The sequence below is a fragment of the Moorena sp. SIO3E8 genome, from assembly GCF_010692445.1.
In the GTDB taxonomy this organism is placed as follows: Bacteria; Cyanobacteriota; Cyanobacteriia; order Cyanobacteriales; family Coleofasciculaceae; genus Moorena; species Moorena bouillonii.
This window is the reverse complement of record NZ_JAAHHM010000003.1, coordinates 229,923-248,186: the sequence shown is the minus strand read 5'-3', so window position 1 is coordinate 248,186 and position 18,264 is coordinate 229,923. Positions and strand designations below refer to the sequence as shown.

General features: G+C 44.8%; 23 protein-coding genes and 1 pseudogene. 6 read left to right on the top strand and 18 right to left on the bottom strand.

Features of this window, described 5'->3' with window-relative positions; genetic code table 11:
• Positions 1-166 precede the first annotated feature (166 nt).
• A complete protein-coding gene (locus tag F6K46_RS02640; protein ID WP_293054672.1) occupies positions 167-598 on the bottom strand; it encodes a DNA-binding protein in 432 nt (143 codons plus the stop codon).
• Between the two features lie 586 nt (positions 599-1,184).
• Between F6K46_RS02640 and F6K46_RS02635 the strand changes: the two genes are divergently transcribed.
• Positions 1,185-1,388 (top strand): hypothetical protein, encoded by a 204-nt coding sequence (locus F6K46_RS02635; RefSeq protein WP_293054674.1) that lies wholly within the window; start codon positions 1,185-1,187, stop codon positions 1,386-1,388.
• A gap of 28 nt (positions 1,389-1,416) precedes the next feature.
• Here the strand turns inward: F6K46_RS02635 and F6K46_RS02630 are convergent, their stop codons facing one another.
• Both F6K46_RS02630 and F6K46_RS02625 read right to left on the bottom strand, forming a co-directional pair.
• Entirely contained in the window at positions 1,417-1,548 is a 132-nt protein-coding gene (locus F6K46_RS02630; RefSeq protein WP_293116734.1) for a hypothetical protein, read from the bottom strand.
• Positions 1,545-2,132, bottom strand: a complete 588-nt coding sequence (locus tag F6K46_RS02625) for a hypothetical protein (protein WP_293025314.1) — start codon at positions 2,130-2,132, stop codon at positions 1,545-1,547. Before F6K46_RS02625 ends, F6K46_RS02630 begins: the two co-directional genes overlap by 4 nt.
• Positions 2,133-2,256: 124 nt before the next feature.
• Here F6K46_RS02625 and F6K46_RS02620 point away from each other — a divergent pair, with 124 nt between their 5' ends.
• The gene (locus F6K46_RS02620; protein WP_293054676.1) at positions 2,257-2,403 is read left to right on the top strand and encodes a hypothetical protein; all 147 of its coding nucleotides are present in this window, start codon (positions 2,257-2,259) and stop codon (positions 2,401-2,403) included.
• Between the two features lie 150 nt (positions 2,404-2,553).
• Here F6K46_RS02620 and F6K46_RS02615 read toward each other — a convergent pair whose 3' ends face one another.
• The 3 genes from F6K46_RS02615 to F6K46_RS02605 form a co-directional block, all read right to left on the bottom strand.
• Positions 2,554-3,441 (bottom strand): NAD(P)-dependent oxidoreductase, encoded by an 888-nt coding sequence (locus F6K46_RS02615; RefSeq protein ID WP_293054678.1) that lies wholly within the window; start codon positions 3,439-3,441, stop codon positions 2,554-2,556.
• A 251-nt stretch (positions 3,442-3,692) separates the two neighbouring features.
• Positions 3,693-4,064: a DUF2237 domain-containing protein gene (locus tag F6K46_RS02610; protein ID WP_293046451.1), complete on the bottom strand. Its 372-nt coding sequence runs from the start codon at positions 4,062-4,064 to the stop codon at positions 3,693-3,695.
• Positions 4,065-4,114: 50 nt separating this feature from the next.
• A complete protein-coding gene (locus tag F6K46_RS02605; RefSeq protein WP_293116748.1) occupies positions 4,115-4,789 on the bottom strand; it encodes a DUF4230 domain-containing protein in 675 nt (224 codons plus the stop codon).
• A 361-nt stretch (positions 4,790-5,150) separates the two neighbouring features.
• Here F6K46_RS02605 and F6K46_RS02600 point away from each other — a divergent pair, with 361 nt between their 5' ends.
• Positions 5,151-5,411 (top strand): hypothetical protein, encoded by a 261-nt coding sequence (locus F6K46_RS02600; protein ID WP_293054682.1) that lies wholly within the window; start codon positions 5,151-5,153, stop codon positions 5,409-5,411.
• Here the strand turns inward: F6K46_RS02600 and F6K46_RS02595 are convergent.
• From F6K46_RS02595 to F6K46_RS02565, 7 genes are all read right to left on the bottom strand, one after another.
• Positions 5,308-6,447: a Gfo/Idh/MocA family oxidoreductase gene (locus tag F6K46_RS02595; RefSeq protein ID WP_293054684.1), complete on the bottom strand. Its 1,140-nt coding sequence runs from the start codon at positions 6,445-6,447 to the stop codon at positions 5,308-5,310. The two genes, F6K46_RS02600 and F6K46_RS02595, sit on opposite strands and share 104 nt — an antisense overlap.
• A gap of 34 nt (positions 6,448-6,481) precedes the next feature.
• Entirely contained in the window at positions 6,482-6,949 is a 468-nt protein-coding gene (locus F6K46_RS02590) for a DUF4870 domain-containing protein (protein WP_293054685.1), read from the bottom strand.
• 69 nt (positions 6,950-7,018) lie between these two features.
• On the bottom strand, positions 7,019-7,993 hold the full coding sequence (gene gshB, locus F6K46_RS02585; RefSeq protein WP_293054686.1) for a glutathione synthase: 975 nt from the start codon (positions 7,991-7,993) through the stop codon (positions 7,019-7,021).
• Between the two features lie 364 nt (positions 7,994-8,357).
• Positions 8,358-8,621 carry a glutaredoxin 3 gene (grxC, locus tag F6K46_RS02580; protein WP_293054687.1) on the bottom strand — a complete coding sequence of 88 codons (264 nt, stop codon included), beginning with the start codon at positions 8,619-8,621 and terminating at the stop codon, positions 8,358-8,360.
• A 301-nt stretch (positions 8,622-8,922) separates the two neighbouring features.
• Positions 8,923-9,474 carry a YqeG family HAD IIIA-type phosphatase gene (locus F6K46_RS02575; RefSeq protein ID WP_070391775.1) on the bottom strand — a complete coding sequence of 184 codons (552 nt, stop codon included), beginning with the start codon at positions 9,472-9,474 and terminating at the stop codon, positions 8,923-8,925.
• Between the two features lie 464 nt (positions 9,475-9,938).
• The gene (gene mltG, locus F6K46_RS02570) at positions 9,939-11,018 is read right to left on the bottom strand and encodes an endolytic transglycosylase MltG (protein WP_070391774.1); all 1,080 of its coding nucleotides are present in this window, start codon (positions 11,016-11,018) and stop codon (positions 9,939-9,941) included.
• A 66-nt stretch (positions 11,019-11,084) separates the two neighbouring features.
• Complete coding sequence (locus F6K46_RS02565) at positions 11,085-11,660, bottom strand: DUF3727 domain-containing protein (protein ID WP_293054690.1); 576 nt, start codon at positions 11,658-11,660, stop codon at positions 11,085-11,087.
• 431 nt (positions 11,661-12,091) lie between these two features.
• Between F6K46_RS02565 and F6K46_RS02560 the strand changes: the two genes are divergently transcribed.
• Positions 12,092-12,217 carry a hypothetical protein gene (locus F6K46_RS02560; protein WP_269086964.1) on the top strand — a complete coding sequence of 42 codons (126 nt, stop codon included), beginning with the start codon at positions 12,092-12,094 and terminating at the stop codon, positions 12,215-12,217.
• 2 nt (positions 12,218-12,219) lie between these two features.
• Here the strand turns inward: F6K46_RS02560 and F6K46_RS02555 are convergent, their stop codons facing one another.
• From F6K46_RS02555 to F6K46_RS39995, 4 genes and pseudogenes are all read right to left on the bottom strand, one after another.
• On the bottom strand, positions 12,220-12,459 hold the full coding sequence (locus tag F6K46_RS02555; RefSeq protein ID WP_293116731.1) for a hypothetical protein: 240 nt from the start codon (positions 12,457-12,459) through the stop codon (positions 12,220-12,222).
• 317 nt (positions 12,460-12,776) lie between these two features.
• Positions 12,777-13,283, bottom strand: coding sequence for a hypothetical protein (locus tag F6K46_RS02550; RefSeq protein ID WP_075897606.1), 507 nt, complete (start codon positions 13,281-13,283; stop codon positions 12,777-12,779).
• 24 nt (positions 13,284-13,307) lie between these two features.
• Positions 13,308-13,466 (bottom strand): YqaE/Pmp3 family membrane protein, encoded by a 159-nt coding sequence (locus tag F6K46_RS02545; protein ID WP_070391771.1) that lies wholly within the window; start codon positions 13,464-13,466, stop codon positions 13,308-13,310.
• A gap of 249 nt (positions 13,467-13,715) precedes the next feature.
• Positions 13,716-13,838: pseudogene (locus F6K46_RS39995) on the bottom strand (YqaE/Pmp3 family membrane protein); the annotation flags it as partial.
• A 367-nt stretch (positions 13,839-14,205) separates the two neighbouring features.
• Here F6K46_RS39995 and F6K46_RS02535 point away from each other — a divergent pair.
• Positions 14,206-15,189 (top strand): 3'(2'),5'-bisphosphate nucleotidase, encoded by a 984-nt coding sequence (locus F6K46_RS02535; RefSeq protein WP_075897602.1) that lies wholly within the window; start codon positions 14,206-14,208, stop codon positions 15,187-15,189.
• A gap of 125 nt (positions 15,190-15,314) precedes the next feature.
• On the opposite strand, the gene F6K46_RS02530 is transcribed toward F6K46_RS02535, so the two are convergent.
• Entirely contained in the window at positions 15,315-15,506 is a 192-nt protein-coding gene (locus tag F6K46_RS02530; protein ID WP_075897600.1) for a hypothetical protein, read from the bottom strand.
• Positions 15,507-15,676: 170 nt separating this feature from the next.
• Between F6K46_RS02530 and F6K46_RS02525 the strand changes: the two genes are divergently transcribed.
• Positions 15,677-18,193, top strand: a complete 2,517-nt coding sequence (locus F6K46_RS02525; protein WP_293054695.1) for a transglycosylase SLT domain-containing protein — start codon at positions 15,677-15,679, stop codon at positions 18,191-18,193.
• Positions 18,194-18,264: the final 71 nt, after the last annotated feature.

Genomic DNA, 18,264 nt, shown 5'->3' with positions numbered 1-18,264 from the left:
TTTACTAAGGTATCCATGAGTACTACAGTCAAAGTTATTGTTTTTCCGGATTAACTCTAGATCAAATTAGAATCGATGCCTAGGTCTTACTCCCTCAGCGACTAGCCGGAAAACTCTCACCAGCGATGCAGCGCGGTCTTGGGGGTTTCCCCCACTCGCTATTGCATCAAGAAATAAAGTGAATATCACTAAAGGTTTCAATCCACAAACGAGCGCCACAATCCAGTGGATTATCGGGATTATAGACAATCTTACTTGGCCCAAGGATTTCCACTTCGTTGCCGTAGAGATTGGTACCACTGCGTTTTACTGAAATCACTGGCTTCCTGTCTTGAGGGCTTTTCTTGATATTCGAGCCAATGTGATTGCGATTGACATTAATCTTGGCTAAAGCGGGAGGACGACTAGTGCGCCATTTCCCTTTTGGTCCACGAGACCCTTTGGTAATTTGTGGCAAATGGTTGAACAGAGGGATAATCCAGAATTTCCCAGTTTTATAAGCACCCCGGACGCGACCCTTCTCTAGGAGTTGGCGCAATCGTCGAGAGGAAATTCCTAATAGAGATGCCGCTTCAGTAGTTCCAACGCACTTGTTCATTAGTGGACTTAATTTTTAACTCTTCCTATAATACTATTATAATGGATAAAGAAAAAATTGGCAACTTTAGGGAGTCGGGAGTCGGGAATCGGGAATCGGGAAGAAAGGGAAGAGTTTAGGGTGTGGTAGGGAAATGCGATTGACCTTTGGTCACGCTACGCGATCGCAAAGCCGACGCTTCATCGCGTAGCGGCTCCAAAGGAGCATTGTTTGGCCTGTCCTAAGAATCCCTTAAGGTAGCTTGAGTCCACGCAGCGGCTAGCTACCATCACACATAGTCACTTACAAAATTAATTAATTAATGGTTGGGGAAACAGGATTTTTCCCGACTCCACTACTCCCGACTCCCGATTCCCGACTCCCGACTCCCTCACAAGTTTGTTACAAAAATTTTCAAAATATGTTATAATATAAGATTATTTGTGCTATAATGAAATTACCGTGGGCGCTAAAGCGATGCAGCGCGGTCTTGGGGGTTTCCCCCACTCGCTATTGCATCAAGAAACGTTCCACGGTAAGAGCCAGCCTACAGAAGTCACACGGAAGGCTGGCTCTCGTCCCCCAGTTAAGGAGATAACTTATTATTATGACGTACTCTCAACGCCTATATCCATGGGCGGTAGTTCGGCTATTGCCCAAGATGCAAAGAGTAGTTGTTGGTCGTTTCCGCAACCGTTCGGATGCGGAAGGTCACATGGAGGCTCTGAAGCGGTTAATGCCTGATGGGAAATTTATCATTGTATTTGATATTGGGCAGGATATAGATGAAGAATCTGAGGAGATGGAGTAGGGAGTAATTAGCTTTCAGCGATCAGCCATCAGTAATCAGTAATCAGCTTATGGGTTAGGTCACAGGCTTCCAGCCTGTTCCACCCTACTTGAGGGGTTAGGTCACAGGCTGGAAGCCTGTGCCACAGCTGACCACTGACCGCTGACCACTGACCGCTCATTTACTACTCACAATAGTCTCCCAATTCTGAATCACTTGCTGCAAAGCTTCCGGGAGCTGATTACTACCAATATCGGCATAACGTGTGGTACCAGCATTGCTGCTCAGAGTAACACTGATGTAATCAGCAGCACCAATAGGAGCAGGGTAACTGAGCTGATCAAACTGACCAAAGTCTACGTCTTTGTTGAGAAACTCTTCAAAGCCTTTGACATCTTGACGGGAAATGCGAGCAATCTCGGTGGGAGTGCTATTCCCATTGATCCGTATGTACTGCTGAATCACTTGTCCATTGTTGAGCAGACGGGTTTCAACGGTTTGACCAAAGAAACCACCATTTGCGATCGCACGAAATACGGTATTCTTTTCTAGGGCTGGTGGTAATTCACTGCTGGGAATCGGTACTGCTGCCAGTAGGTCTTGATTGTCTACTGATTCAACCTGAGCGGTTGCGGTAGAGTTACCTGATGGTAAGAACTTACTTTGACCAGCTTGGCTAGTTACTGCACTAAAGGATAAAATTCCGGTTAATGCACAGGCAGCAATAATATAAGAGGATGGGGTGATTGCACGCAAGTTTTTCATCTGATTCCCTTTTTTAGTTGAAGGTGTACCGATAGGCCAAGGTAGAGAAGTTAGCAGCAGTATCAAGACCAATTGCTGGTGTTTGCCTCTTCACTTAGGACTATTGACTTGTGGGAGATTTGTTTTGTTTCGTGGTAACTACCGCACTAACGGTAGGGAAATCACGTCTTCTGACCGAAAAAGGCAAAAGGCAACAGGCAAAAGGCAAGAGGGGCAAGAGATCGGAAGTTTAATTGTCCAATCAAAAAAGACCATACAGGTTTACATCTGATTCAGAACGCTAAATAAGCGCGTTTGTATCTAGGTCCTAAACACACTTTTTGCCTTGGGTGTAGCGTTATATATTTGATTAACTCTTGCCTCTTGCCTCTTGCCTCTTGCCTTGACCTAAGGGATTCTGTTCACAACTCAAATATAAATGCTAGAATTTTCCGACTTTCCCCCGTAACCCTTCCAATTCCTCCCGCACTGATAACGGTTGATACCCCAAACTAAATGCTAATGAACTATCCAATGACGTATCCGGAGATCTAGGGGCAGCCATCGGTACATCCTTTTGTAGACAGCGTCCCAAGTTATCTTGGGAAAGCTCAAATACCTCAGCCATCAGACAACCAAATTCATAGCGGGAGATCCTTTCTTTTCCCCCCAGATTAACTAGACCTTGGACTTTCTCTAGCGCTAATAACAGTCCCTTGGCTGCTGTTGTGCCACTGACAGGGGTTCTAATTTCATCGGTAAATAAGCTCAATGGTCGCCCTTCTCTCAGGATTTTGAGAAAGGGTTGGATAAAGCTACTGGCAGTAGGGGGAGTGATCCCAAACATTAAGGGCATGCGGCAAATCGCGACTTTAGGATAATGCGATCGCATCCCTTCTTCTGCCATAACTTTTTGCTCACCGTAATAGCTGATGGGCGATACCGGATCAGTTTCCAGATAAGGAGGATTTAAACCATCGAAGACCAAGTCAGTAGAGGTAAACACGCAAGGGATATCATAATCTGCACTTAGTCGAGCAATATTGATAGAAGCTGTAACATTAATCGAGTATGATTCCTCTCGATGGGTCTGACAAAAATTAGGTTTAGAGTGAGCTGCGGTATGAATTACTCCTGCTGGCTGAATCTCAGCAAACAGATGCTTCATGTCTTGAAAGTCTCTCAAGTCAGCCTTTACTAGGCTTATTCCCGGAATATCTATCGTCTGGGAAAAATAAGTTCCATAAATATCCCATTTTTCTTTAGCGAGCTGGCAAAGGTTCCATCCTAGGAAACCGCTAGCTCCTGTCACTAAGAGTTTTTTTCTCATCAAAATTTAGAGTTAGTAAGGGGGGAAAACAGATATCCTTGTTACTGTTCTATCTTTTGATTTCCTTAAGTGCCCATTAAATAAGCTGACAGCAGTCAGCGGTCAGCAGTCAGCTTAGATGGGCTTTTCCCAAGACTTTCAATTGGATGCATCTCATTGTATATCTGATGTCTTCACTGCTCCCTACTCCCTACTCCCTGCTCCCTAAAAACATGTATACCTTACCTAATTGAAAACGGCTATATCAACGATTAGCCGTTCATAACAGCGTGTTCCTTAAATACCTCCAAAGGAATGTAATCAAGGGCTGCTTCATGGGTTGCTGACAAAATCACCGGTGGCGCAACCCCAGCATCCAGCGCCTCCTTCCAACGACTGAGACACAAACACCAATGATCTCCGGGTTTAAGACCAGGAAAACCATAGACCGGGGATGGTGTACTCAAATCATTCCCTCTTTGCTTAGTAAAAGAGAGAAACTCTTCCGTCATTTCTGCACAAACGATATGTACACCAACGTCAGTTGGTCCTGTGTCACATTTTCCGTTCCGAAAAAATCCCGTCATCGGAGATGTGCAGCACACCTTTAGTGTTCCGCCAAGAACGTTTTTGGCATTGTTCATGATCCGGTAGTTAACTCTAATTACTACAATAATCTTGCTTATGTGTTGTGCTAGGATGGTGTTTGGAAAGCTGTCAAACACATCGATGGTGATGAAGGTTGAAGCTTTACGTCTACGGTTTTGTAACCAGCTGTCATCAATAAATTAGTCACCACTAATTGCGCCCTTTGATTAGCTTGCTCTAGCACACCTTGCTGACAAGCAGTAGCCTGAATTTTTCGGAGGGTTTCCTGTTGAGCTAGCATCTGTAATTGAGGGGCAACATCGGGTCCAAGACCCAAAAATCCTCGGTTGTAGTCGTAGACCTGGGAACGGGTAACATCAATCTTGCTATCCAGTAATTGAGGCGCTGGTAACTGCACTTGGATCGAGTCATTGCTGACTTTGACATCATCGACGCTTAATTTCCCTAAATCAACCCCAGCTCGCACTTCCCCATAAGCAATGTAGAGTAATGTCGTTGACGCTAAGCGATATTGTCCTAAGTTTCTATCTTGACGAGTTGGGACCACCGCCTCCATGCTAAACACAGCAGTGGTCAATTCACTAACGTTACGAACTTTATTAACCACAACGTTTCTGACATCCACCTCTGGTTCTGGCTGTGATAAGTTTAATTGTGATAAGTCGAATAGACCATTAACTTGTTCAAACAAGCGGGAGCTAGTGCGCCACATCACCACTCCTAAAATTAGGGTCGTGAGTATCATGCCCCCTGTGCTCATCAAAATCAAACCTCTAGGTATACTAGAGATAATGCTGAGTAACTGATGCTTTTGATGCTGACTTTTCATTTTTGTTTACCTTAAAAATTATCGTCAGGAATTATGAACTTTAATTATTAACAGTTAGTTATTCCCAATCTATGCTATACCAAAGGGAACAGGGAACAGGGAACAGGGAATAGGTAATAGGGAATAGTGATACGCTGCATCAATAAAGGTAATCAACGTCAAAGAAGACTGTACCTCTTAACTGCGAAAAACGCTATAACAAAAAAATGCTATTCAGCGTAAAAAATCTATTCTCAAAATATCAAAGCTATAGAAGTAGTTTTAGGCGATATATAGTTATTTTTATATCCTAATGAGGTACACAAGTTTTTTCCCTGTTCCCTGTTCCCTGTTCCCTGTTCCCTGTTCCCTGTTCCCTGTTCCCTGTTCCCTGTTCCCTGTTCCCTGTTCCCTGTTCCCTGTTCCCTGTTCCCTGTTCCCTAAAACCCAAAAATTTGTACCTCACCTAATTAAAAACCGCTATACTTGTGCTTATCTACCTCAACCCAACGTCTGGTTTCATGGGACTCATGGGTTAAATCCATTAACATCTGGGAGTACACTCCTTCTTTGAGAGATAGTGTGCTGACGCCACTATTGTCAATGGCTTTTACCCAATAGTCAACCACCCGGATAAATGGGGCTAAACGACCATCGAGGTAAGTTTCAGCAAATGCTAGTCGCTGGGGAATTTCTACTTCCATCAGGGATTGACCGGCGGTGGCTGCCCACAGGCGAAATCCATGAACGTAGTCTTTGAGATTGTTACTGCCTAAGACTAAGGTACCGCGATCGCCATAAACCTCTACAAAGTGACCTCGCCCTTGATAGGTTACCGAACTAATAGTGAGTTGACAAGGGGTACCATCTGCCAATTCCAGTAATAACAGACAGGTGTCATCAGCATCTACTGGCTTAAGTAAATTGCTAGCATTGGGGTCTGGTCGGGCTGGAATTGCGGTACTCAGTTGAGCACACAACCGCTGCACTGGTCCAAATAGCCAATGAATATAATCAAAGGCATGAGAACCAACTGCCCCTAGTGCTCCGCCACCCTTATCCTTTTGAGCATACCAGTTCCAGGGGCGTTCAGGATTAGCTCGGCTAGAGACTAACCAGTCAATTTTAATCAGACGCTTTTTACCGACATAGTCTTTTTCGAGATATTCCGCTAACAGCTGCCATGAGGGGATAAAGCGGAATTCAAAATCAGGTATAGCGACAACACCCTTTTCTGTAGCGAGTTGGTAAAGCTCCTGGGTTTCCGCTGCCCTTAAGGTCATGGGTTTCTCTAGTAGCAGATGTTTCCCTGCTTCTAGAACCATTTTCGCCATTTCGTAGTGCAGAAACGGGGGAGTACAGATGCTAACCGCTTCTACTTCCGGTAAAGCTAGGATGTCTTCTAAGCGATCGCATCCATGGGGAATATCATATTGGTTTGCGATCGCATTTGCCTGATCCGGGTCTCGGTGATAGACAGCCACCACTTCCGTCCGGGAATGAGCGTTAAAGCCAGGGATGTGGATTTTTTGTCCAAATCCAGTTCCCACTACCGCTACACCAATTGTCGGTAGCTGTTCAGTTGCACCTGTTGCAGAAAACTCAGCCATTGTAGACTATACCGTGACTTATATTACTCGTGACTTATCGTAAAAATCGCAGGGTAAACGGGTAACGGTAAACCCTACCATATTGAGCAGCGATTGAAGCCATAGTCACCAGCAGCGAATCAATGATTCCCAGGATACTAGCTAGACACCATAGCCAGAATTCTATGAGCTTAAACAGCTCCAACCAAGAGTTACGGTCAAAACCCTTTATTCCACCAATCAGGATGAAAAACGCCCAGGCAAAGGCCGTAAATATGGTCAGGATAATGGTAGCGTAAAGGGTAATCGAGATTTGAAAATTAATAGATTCTTTACCGTGAACCTTTACAAAGCGGTATTTATTTCTCTTGTTTAACCAGATCATCAACGGGCCTGCCAGGTTAGCCAAAGGGATAGGTAGACCCATAATCAATAGGGGAATCCATAGCAGGGAGGATAGATGACACAGCATCCCCCAGATTCGAGCTTCCCTATCGTTCCGTGGCACTGTTATTTGATCCATAAAACTGACCCAAAACCGACATTACATCCCATGACTTTACTCAGCAGTCTGGTTACCCAATCCTATTGTTTAACCGCCGTTGTTTTTCACTGCCTCAACCCAGGTAATTACCTCTTTAGCCAGATGAGTACCATCTAAGCGGTCAATTTCCCGGATGCCAGTAGGACTGGTGACATTAACTTCGGTCAGGTAGCCGCCGATAACGTCTATGCCTACAAAATATAAGCCATCTTGCTGCAGTTTTGGCTTGAGCAGGGCACAAATTTTTTCCTCTCGGGGAGTTATTTCCGTAGCGGCTACTCGACCACCCACAGCCATGTTACCCCGAAATTCCTTACCTGTGGGAATGCGATTTACTGCTCCAATCGGTTCACCATTCAAGAGGATAATCCGTTTATCTCCATCTTTGGCAGCAGGCAGATAAGCCTGAACCATCACTGGCTCACTACCCTGTTTAGTGCTAATTTCCACCAAGGAGTTAAAATTGCGATCGCTTGCCTGTAGAAATATAATGCCCTCACCAGCTTTCCCTCCTAGAGGTTTAAGTACTGCTGCCTCTTTTTCCTCAACGAATTGCCGAATCACCGATTTCTCCTGACTGACAATAGTCTGTGGAATCACCTCCTGAAACTGGAGGGCATACATTTTTTCGTTAGCTGTCCTGATGCCAGTTGGTGAATTAATCACCAAGGTTTTATCTGGATTAATGTAGTCCAAGATATAGGTCCCATACAGGTAAGGTATGGTAACCGGCGGGTCTGTCCGCATCCAGACAGCATCCATCTCCTCTAGAGGTTTCAACAGAGCCTTACCAGTCTGGTACCACTGCTCACTGACGACCCAATGCCCGTCATCGAGTTTGGCTGGAGTTAGTTGCACAGGTTGTAGAAGTCCCCAAGCCTGACCCTTAATAACACTCAATTGTTGAGCCTGAGTGACCCAAACCTCATGACCTAATTCCTGTGCGGCTTCCATCAGTGCCACACTAGTATCATGACCGGGATCAAGTTTCGGGAGAGGGTCTATTATAAACGCAAATTTCACTGTTGAATTCCCCTGTCAGCCAATTCCCCTATGCTACAGCAATCTTATTTGATTCGGTAACATACTGTTCAAGATCTTGAATGGGGAATCGGTAACAGGGATTAAGGCAGATTAAGACAAAAGGCAAAAGGCAATAATAAATAAAGCCTTAAAGGAATCATGTCCCCCCCTTATTAAGGGGGGTTAGGGGGGATCCATTAAGGGGGGTTAGGGGGGATCCTTACTCATAAGTGGGATCAACGCTATATAAACCGGATGAGATGATCACCTTTAGGATCCTATCCGTGTAGTGATAGTTATCTAGTCGTGGGGTGTTCTTTTCCGTTGTGCTTTCTTGCATACTAGATGGTTACTCACCTAGTGGTTAGCTTGCCTTGAGCAGATTGTCTAACTGACCCTGAAATTCCAGAGTGTGAAGGTCATCACAGCCACCGATATGCTGGTCATTGATAAAAATCTGTGGTAAGGAGCGTGCTCCATTTGCCCTTTGAGACATCTTCTCCCGTGCCTGGTTATCACCATCAATACAGTATTCAGTAAATTCAACTCCCTTCTGGTTTAGTAGACCTTTAGCACGGATACAGAAGGGGCAACTGCTCCAGGTGTAGATTTCAACGTTTGCGCTCATGCTTGGCGTTAGAGTATTAAGTAATGTTTCTTAAATTTTAACTAGTGGTTTAGCTTGGCGCACCAGCTCAGTAACGTAATGCCAAATCATAGACAGCCCAGCTCCTGATTACCTCAAGGCTGGGCTGTCTATTAGTTATAAGCGTTTGTTATATCTAGGGTCTTTATATAAGCTGACCCCATTTAAAAGGTTGGTCATATCTAGGGTCTTTATATAAGCTGACCCTCTTTCCAACTGTTAACTATTGTGTCAGACAAATTTTGGTTTAGTAATTTTTATAATATTTTCTTTATATTTCAGTTTATTTTGATTTGTCAGGTTTGTTGAAGTTTTGTTGCATGGTGGTCAAGGAAACCCCTAAGGCTTGAGAGAACCACACTTCTAAATCACGCATTGGGTATAAAGACTTACTCATAGCTTGGTCTCGTATGGGCTCTACAAGAATGGTGAACATTCCCAGTCGATTCCCAGCTAAGACATCAGTGAATAAGCGATCGCCTACCATGGCCACTTGGTCTATAGGTAGGTTCATAGCATCTACAGCTATTTTCAGCTTGCGTCGCGAAGGTTTGCGAGCTCCATATATGTAAGGCAAATCTAGGGAGGAAGCAATACGGCTAATGCGATGTTCACTGAGGTTATTACTGACCAGCCACAGGGAAACCATCGCTCTAGTTTGCTCTACCCACCGTTCAATTTCCCGAGAAACACGGGATTTGGTCACTGGTATTAAAGTCTGGTCAACATCCAACACTAGACCTGAGAGCTGATATTGCTGGATAATATCTGGTGTCAGGTCTAAGATGGAGCCACCAAGGATTAAGTCAGGTTGTAACTTTGAGACCCAAGACATATGTAATTAACTGATAAATTTAAGGTTGGTAACTCTGTTGATTTTTGATGCTTACCCGTCAATTGTCAATGCATTAAGCCCGCTCAGCCTGATGATGGCAGCGGGCAACGGTTAAGTGATTCAGTTCTATTGAACCAATATTGTAAAGCTTCTTTGATCCGATACTTTTTAGCTACCAGAATCTACCAAGGCAGATCCTAGCCCGCCAATGCAAGCTGATTTCTCAGCTAGGGGGTATCTCCCAAAGCTCTCAGGAATATCCTGGGAGCGCCATAAAAATGTCAAAAAAGTTATAACACCGGAATAGAGAGCGCAACGATTAAACCCTTGGTTTTCGGCTTTAATTTAAGTTACATAATAATCCCTGTCGGTGTTACCCTAATTTAAGTCTAACAAATAATAAGAGTTTTTGGTAGACTCTGCGACATTTTCGATTAGCTTTTACTAACCCTGATTGTTGTGGTTTATTGTTTGGCTCGCCGTTCTCTACGGATAGCATTTTTAGCGGCTTCGTGTTCTGTTAGGGTTTTGCTAAAAACATGAGTGCCATCGTAACGAGCCACGAAAAACAAGTATTCGGTGTCTTCGGGATCAAGGGTTGCTTTCAAACTCCCTATGCCAGGACTGGCAATCGGGGTCGGCGGTAATCCTGGGTTGAGATAGGTATTGTAAGGGGAGGGTTGCCGCACTTGCTTGTAGGTCAGGGGCTGATCAGCAGTTTGTCGAATCCCCAATCCATATTCAACGGTGGGATCCGTTTCTAATCTCATCCCTCGCCGCAACCGTTCAGTAAAGACACCAGCAATGCGATCGCGTTCTTCAGCAACTACTGCTTCCTTCTCGACGATGCTCCCTAATGTTACCCAATCATTGATACTAAGCTGGGTTTTGTACTGACCTTTTTCGTATACTGGTAAGGCTACCTGTTCAAATCGATTAAGCATTTGTTGGATGACTGCTTGTGGCGAGATGCCATCACTGGGTAACTTATAGGTATCTGGGTATAAATAACCTTCTAGATGAGGGAGCTCACTGGGCAACCAAGGGTACTTATTCCAGGGGATTTTGCTACTAGCAGCGATAAAGTCATCAGCCGAGAAAAATCCTAGGGATTCAAAATAATCCGCCATTTGCTGAATCGACCACCCTTCCGGTATGGTGAAAGACAGCTGCATCACCTTTCCTTTCCAAATCGTTTCTGCGATTTTGGTCAGGGGTTGAGTTGGTGATAGTTCGTAAGTTCCAGCTTTAAACTCACCATCTCGGTCTAGCAGCTGCCGCCAATGAGTCCAGAGTTTCCAAGCATCGGCTGAGCGAATTAAACCAGAAGCTTCCAGATCTCTGCCTATTTGCTGACCTGGGGTTCCTGGGGGAATCTCAATTTTTACGAGGCTTCGAGCGACATCTTCGGAAGATTGTGCTTTAACGGGTGGGGATACCACCCAACTCCACCACTCCCAACCCTGCCATGCACAAAGACCAAGGGTGGTTGGCAACAGAACGAAATAAAAAAATCTATTGGAGATGCTTTTGAGCGTTTTCATACTCTTATACACCAAAACACTAGTTTCCCCTGAATCGTTTAAGGGGTCAAGCCGAGTTCTTGTCTTCTACTCGAGATCATCGAATAGCAGTTCTTCGAGCAATGGCTGAACTTGTTTAATTTCCTGTGTAGACAGTAACTCTGGTTGACCAGATTGGTTCGAGCGAGCAAAAAACAGCAGTGGCTCTACAGGAGTATAGATTCCATACTCTTGTTCTTGGTAATAAAAGCTCGCTAGCTCCTGTAGTTCCTCTGCTTCCATTGGAACATCATCCTCTTCAATTTCCAGGGTGAGAATGTCGTCTTCCTCAACTGTTGGCAACTCACCAGCAACAGTTAAGGTAAAAGCGGTGCGCTTGAGCTGAAGATTTTGCTCAGCTAGAACCGCTTGGGCGTCAGGGAAGATCAAGTCAAGCTCAGCTTCATCTTCAACTAGAGAGGCATCAGCTAAGTCTTCTTCATCATCATCCCAAGCCACAATTTCTATGGGTGAGTCCACAGGTAACAGCAGAAGGTATTGACAACCCTCCAGCTCTAGGGAATGCTCAATGTAACATTCGAGAGTTTTACCGTTAGCGTCCTTCAGCGTAATGTCCCCTTTTGGAGATTCCCCATTTTCTTGGGGAGATTGAGATGAAAACATGGCACTTAATGTGTCTATTATTGGTCAAGTGGTCGTGGAAATAAATCCAACCTCCCTTTTGACAGTACGCTTTAACAGTACGCGACAGTAAGCTTTGACAGTACGCCACAGTACGCTCGAGTTTAGACTGCTTCCGATCAGCATAGCACCAAAACCAAAGACGAGAGTTCCAGCAGTTGTCTTTGAATGATTTAGTCTATACTTTTTATCCAATCATAGGCTTTCTGTGCTCATAAGCATTAGTTAACTATGGACTGTACAAAAATTGCACATTCTTTAATCATACCGAACGCGCCCCTGGTGACCTACGGTCAATCAGTGATCAAAAAGTGTTGTGAGCAAACTATAAATATAACTAATCAGTCGAACTTGACATAAGTACTATAATTTGTTGCTATAGGAAATCAGCTCAGCCAAAAGGTTGTAGAGCCATGGGTTATGATGCTCTTAAGGCCAAAGGCCACGCTACGCGAACAGAGCCGCTACGGGAGCCTATGATTAGCACTACCAACCCCCTATGTTATTGCCGTCGTGAATTGGTTTATAAATTCTACTAAACCTACAAGAAAACTGCTAAAGCTGTCGTAACTAGGGCTTGCTGATTAACTCTCAAAGCATTTACATATAAAGGTTTTCGCCTTTTTGGGTCGAAAAAAGTGCCAGCAAATCGATCGAAAAAGCTCAATAACTTAGGCTTTTGGGCAGACAAGAGCCGAAAAATAAAGGGACAAGTCTTTCGACTACCTCCTATATAATTACCATTTATCCACACTCGCTGACTCCACACTCGCTGACTCAATCCAATACCTATTGACTTTTTCAGCAAACCCTAACTATTAAGCTATCAGCTAATGCGCTACTATATATGCTACTTGAGGTGCTATCAGCTATCAGCTTATGGGCAAGCTACTTGAGGTGCCATTGGCCAACAACTGACCACTGACCACTGACCACTGACCGCTGACCGCTGAACGCGCACGCGTGCGCGTAGCGCATATGCTTACGAGCTGTGATCGTGAGCAACTAGGAATTAGAAATTGTATATTATAAAGGATTAAAATCTCAGGGTGTTATTCTTAAGAATACTCAGCAGTATTTTAAAGTTAATTAACAAGACTAACGGCCCAGAATTCGCTGCCGTCCAATTCTCAAGTACTCCCAAACTGGAAATTGATAAAATTCCATCACCAACCAGACAACAATTGCTAAATGGCAGAAAAACGTTAAGCCTACCCAAGCAGCTGGAAGCCAGGATACAGGACTATCTGGGGCAGGCGGAAACATATAAACGGCTGCCCCAATTAACGTGGTTGGACAAACTACAAATGCCAAGGCTAACAACCAATTCACCCATCCCCATTCAACCCCCTCTAGATGCGCCCCTGTCCACTTTTTGCCATTCCAGTGCCAGGTCATTGGGGGCTGCCGATCGGTTATTTTGAGTATTTGCCTTTCGAGATCAGCAGTGAAAATGTGGCGGCACTCGTGACAGGCAAAAGCTTCCATTAACGATAAATTTTGAATCTGACCCACACGACAGACTGGGCAGGGGTAGACTCCCTGATAGTTCAAAGCTTTATACTTCACATTCACAGGTTGGGATGATTGTTTGGAACTGTACATTTGTAGTCAGTCTAATCCTTTATTTTATCTCTTGGCAATCACCCAAACGGCATGGATAATTCCTGGAATATACCCCAATAGGGTTAAAAGGATATTTATCCAAAAGGGCCAGCCAAAACCCACTTGCAAAAATACTCCCAGTGGTGGCACGAAAATAGCACATAAAATCCTAATTAAATCCATTCTGGTATACCTTTGGTGTTTGTTACGACAAGGCTGATTGGCTTAAGCACTCTTGAGCGCGTACTCATTTCCATTGTGCCAAATTTTTCTAGTCTTAGAGTCGGATTACCCGACCTATAATCCTTGTTTTGTGTTCGGTTAGGGCGCTCGTCCCTATTAAACAGTCTAATCCTGATATTGATTAGCAGTCACCCATACAGCATGGAGTATGGCAGCCACTACACCATATTTGGGAAAACCAAATTGAGTGCCTACTATGATACCCAATACCATTAACAGAATATTAAGCCAAAAGGACTTGCCAAAACTCACTTGCAAGAACACACCTAGTGGTGGCAGGAAAATGGCACAGATGATTCGGATGAAATACATTATTGTTGTACCTCGATTACTGCTCTTAGTTAATTCCCTGGTAATTTCCTCTGAATCCGGAATTTCCTAGCTAAGATGCCAGCAATGGAGTTCCTAGTCAGTAATAGGTAATCTCTAATTACTAATTTTGTAAGTATTCAGCAGTCAGCGGTCAGCGGTCAGCTTATTTTATTCAAAACCTGTTTCCGTAGCTTGCTCATAACCCATAAGCACCTCAAGTAGCCAATGGCTGATAACTGAATGCTGATAGCTGAATGCTTACCTAATTTTGATTACTTAAGGGTTTATTAGCTATTAGCTATACCTATTACCTATGACTAAAAAAAACTTCCAAAAATCTTTTCGCCCTTAGGAGCAGTTATTTACAATGTCTTATCAACAAGAGAAACAAGTTGCCATTGAGGCAGCCTTAGCCGCTGCCAAAATTTGTGAGCAAGTCCGGAGTGAACGGGTGACTGAAGCTATGGAAAAAAGTGACAAAAGTCCTGTCACTGTTGCCGATTATGGCTCTCAGGCAGTGATTTGCCGCTTACTTGGCCAAGCTTTTCCTAATGATCCAGTAGTGGGTGAAGAAGATGCTGCTGATTTGGTGGAACCAACCATGGCGAATCAGTTGGCACAGGTAACCAGTTATGTGCAATCTGTCACTAATGATGCTACTCCTGAAGCAGTGGTTAGTTGGATTAATCGAGGCAATGGTGAGATTGGACCTCGCTACTGGACCTTAGACCCGATTGATGGCACCAAAGGGTTTCTGCGTAAGGATCAATATGCCGTAGCCTTGGCTTTGGTAGAACAAGGTGAAGTGAAAGTAGGAGTGCTAGCTTGCCCAGCGTTACCCGTGAACCTAGCACAACCAGATGGAGAGCGGGGTGTTCTATTTGTAGCAGTACGGGGTCAGGGAGCCACCATGGTACCTATTAATGGTGGGGAACCCCAGTCGATTCAAGTGACTGATGCTGAGAATACAGCAGAACTCCGGTTCGTCGAAAGCGTGGAATCTGGTCATGGGGACCATTCTCGGCAAGATTTGGTCGCTAAAGCGGTGGGAATTACTGCAGACTCCCTGCGGATGGATTCTCAGGCTAAGTATGGTGCGGTTGCCTCTGGTCATGCCGCCCTTTACCTACGTTTACCTTCCTCGAAGTATCCCAACTACCGTGAGAAAATTTGGGACCATGCTGCAGGCACCATTGTTGTAGAGGAAGCTGGTGGGGTTGTTACAGATATGCATGGCAAGCCCCTGAACTTTTCTATCGGTTCTAAGCTAGTTGAAAATCAGGGTGTGGTTGTCAGCAATGGTGTGATTCATGAGACGGTCCTGGCAGCACTGCGGGATACAGCCAACTAGAATCAGCTAAAGAACAGGGTATATCCTAACCTAGGGCAACGATCCGGCAAGGGAATAGTATTTCTCTTGCCGGATCATCCCTGTGTGTAAACGCGCGGGAAGTTTCATTCACACTTATAGGTTTATTAAGGGATTAACCATTGCGCAATACCTGGGTAAAAATATCCCATCCAATATCCCCAGTCTAATGATTGGCTAACTGGAGCAGGGATCATCTCTCCTCGAAAATCTAGCAGCTGGACAATAATTAAGTAAGCGATCGCTAGCAATATCGATATAGCTCCAGTTATAATAGCGACTATTTTTCCGCGTTCCATAAGTGTCCTATCAAATCACAGCACAGTTGTGGGGTTGTCGATCGATCCTTTGAATATGGTTAAAGGAAAAGAGGTTGAAATGTCAGACGTTGGATTGAAATGCCAGATCCTATCCGGTTGTTTCAGTAGTGTTTATAGTTAAAGGTGTTTTTCGGTCAGAGTAATGGTGCATGGGTAATAGCCCGGTGAGTCATCATAATTACCAATTACTCAAGCTTAACAATACCAATGCTCCCGCAGATGATGTCACAGAGCTTTCTATTCCCAAAATCCCATCCTACTATGGACGTGCATCACCAGGAGGCTCTATGAAACGGTCTCGTTTGAAATTCTCCCGCTACTATCCTTTATTGCGCCAGCAATTGCGCCAGCGTACCAGACGACAAATCCTACTAGCGTCTAGTGTGGGATTGAGCCTACTGCTGATCTCGATTACCATCTTCGCGTTAATTGATCGCAAGAACCCGCGAGGATTAACGAATTGGGTAGTTTTGCTCCCCCAGCAAATCATGGGGCGCAGAGATCCTAGGGACACTACAGTCCTAAAACTAGCATCCCAATCCCCCGAGGAGCGGGTGGCACAACTCGAAGCGATCGCAACTAGACCAAAATCCCTCAATCGTGGCCGTGCTCGTTACCTATTGGCCGTTGATGCCATAGCTGGGCAGCAGGGAACGGAGGCATTGCGTTGGTTAGATAAATTAGAGTGGGAATATCCAGTATTAGCAGGACAGATTGTGCTCAAACGAGCACAGGCTTACCAACTCACTGGGGACAAAGCTCAAGCCCAACAAGCTTGGCAGGAGTTGCTCCAACGCTATGGTAATCAGCCAGTGGCAGCTGAAGCCTTGTATGCCTTCAAGTCAGATGATTCACCCTACCGCAAACCAAAAAAGGAATCTATTGCTCCGAAATATGCCAGCACCATCTCGACTTCTGAGCAGCCCTGGTTGGCAAAAATACAGCAGATGTATGACTTCTCTGCGGAAGAGCCCAAATACTGGGAACGAGCACTGAAAAACTATCCTTCTCATCCTCGCATCATTGAATTAATCCAGCAAGACCTCAAGGATCAGCCTAATCAACCTGAACTGATGCTGTTATTAGCCAGGTATACCTTTGACCAACCGGGGGTTACCCTAGTGCTAGATAAACTAGTGAGTAACTACGGGAAATCTGTCGATGAGAAAAATCGTGCTATAATCCAGCCGAAAGATTGGGAAGCGATCGCATTAGCCTATTGGAAAGACCGCAAATATGCTCAAGCCAGTGCTGCTTATGGCAATGCTAAACCAACACCTAAGCATACTTACCTAGGGGCTAGAGGACTTCAGTATGCCCAAAAGCCCAGAGCAGCGAAACTGGCTTATAAAAAGATGGTCGAGGAATTTCCCGATGCGAAAGAAACCCCTTTGGCTTATCTCCAACTCGCTGCACTAGAACCACCCATTGACAAGATACCGTATTTCGACCAAGTTATCGATCGCTTTCCCGACCGAGCTGCTGAGGCACTTTTGGCCAAAGCCAAAACTCTCGAACAACTCAAAAGTCCCAACGCTGCTGAGCAAGCCTATCAATTATTAATCAACAACTATAGCAATTCTGATGCGGCAGCGGACTATCGCTGGCAGATGGCTCAAGAGGCGGCACAAAACAGAGACATCCTGACAGCTTGGCATAACGTTCAGCCGATCCTTAAGGATAATCCCCACAGTCTGATCGCCCGTAGAGCAGGGTTTTGGTCGGGAAAATGGGCAACTCAGCTAGGACGGAAGCAGGAAGCCGAAGCAGCGTTTAAGCAGGTGATTACCAACCATATTCAATCTTACTATGCTTGGCGCTCAGCGGTACAGTTGGGTTGGGATGTGGGAGACTTTAGCACACTGCGCCAGTCATCCCTTACTGTAAACTGGCCAACGGTGCGACCCGAGTTACCTGTGGGCTCAGCAGCTTTGAAGGAATTGTATCAGCTTGGTCAAGACCAGGATGCTTGGAGCCTATGGCAAGGGGAATTTCAAACTCGCCTCAAGCCCACTGTGCCCCAACAGTTTACTGATGGCTTGTTCAGGCTAGCGATGGGAGAATACCTCAAAGGCATTTCCGAGGTAGAGACTCTCGAAGACCGAGAAACCTCCCAAGAACAGGAGCAGTATCAGAAAATCAGGAAAAAACCCGCTTACTGGCAAGCCCTCTATCCCTTTCCCTATATAGAGGTAATCGAAACTGAGTCAAAACAGCGTGACATTAATCCTCTACTGGTTATATCCTTAATGCGTCAAGAGTCTCGATTTGAGCCAAACATTACATCAGTTGCTGGTGCCATGGGCTTAATGCAAATGTTACCCAGTACTGCAGCTTGGGTAGGGCAATCCATCAATTTTAACGACTATAAACTCGATAATCCCAACGATAATATTAAACTAGGAACCTGGTTTCTCGCCCATAGCCATCGCGTGTATGAGGATAACTCCGCATTCGCTATTGCTAGTTACAATGCTGGTCAAGGTAATGTAGGGAAATGGCTCAAGGGAAATGAACCCATTGATTTAGATGAATTTGTGGAAACTATACCCTTTGGTGAAACCAGAAACTATGTCAAGCAAGTTTTGGGTAATTACTGGAATTACTTACGCTTATACAATCCTGAGGTTGATCAGCAGTTAGTAGACTTTTTCGCTCAAGAGTGATCCAGCAACACTGACCGTAAACATTCAGCAAGACCCTACCGGATCAGATATCATGGATTTTATTCATAATA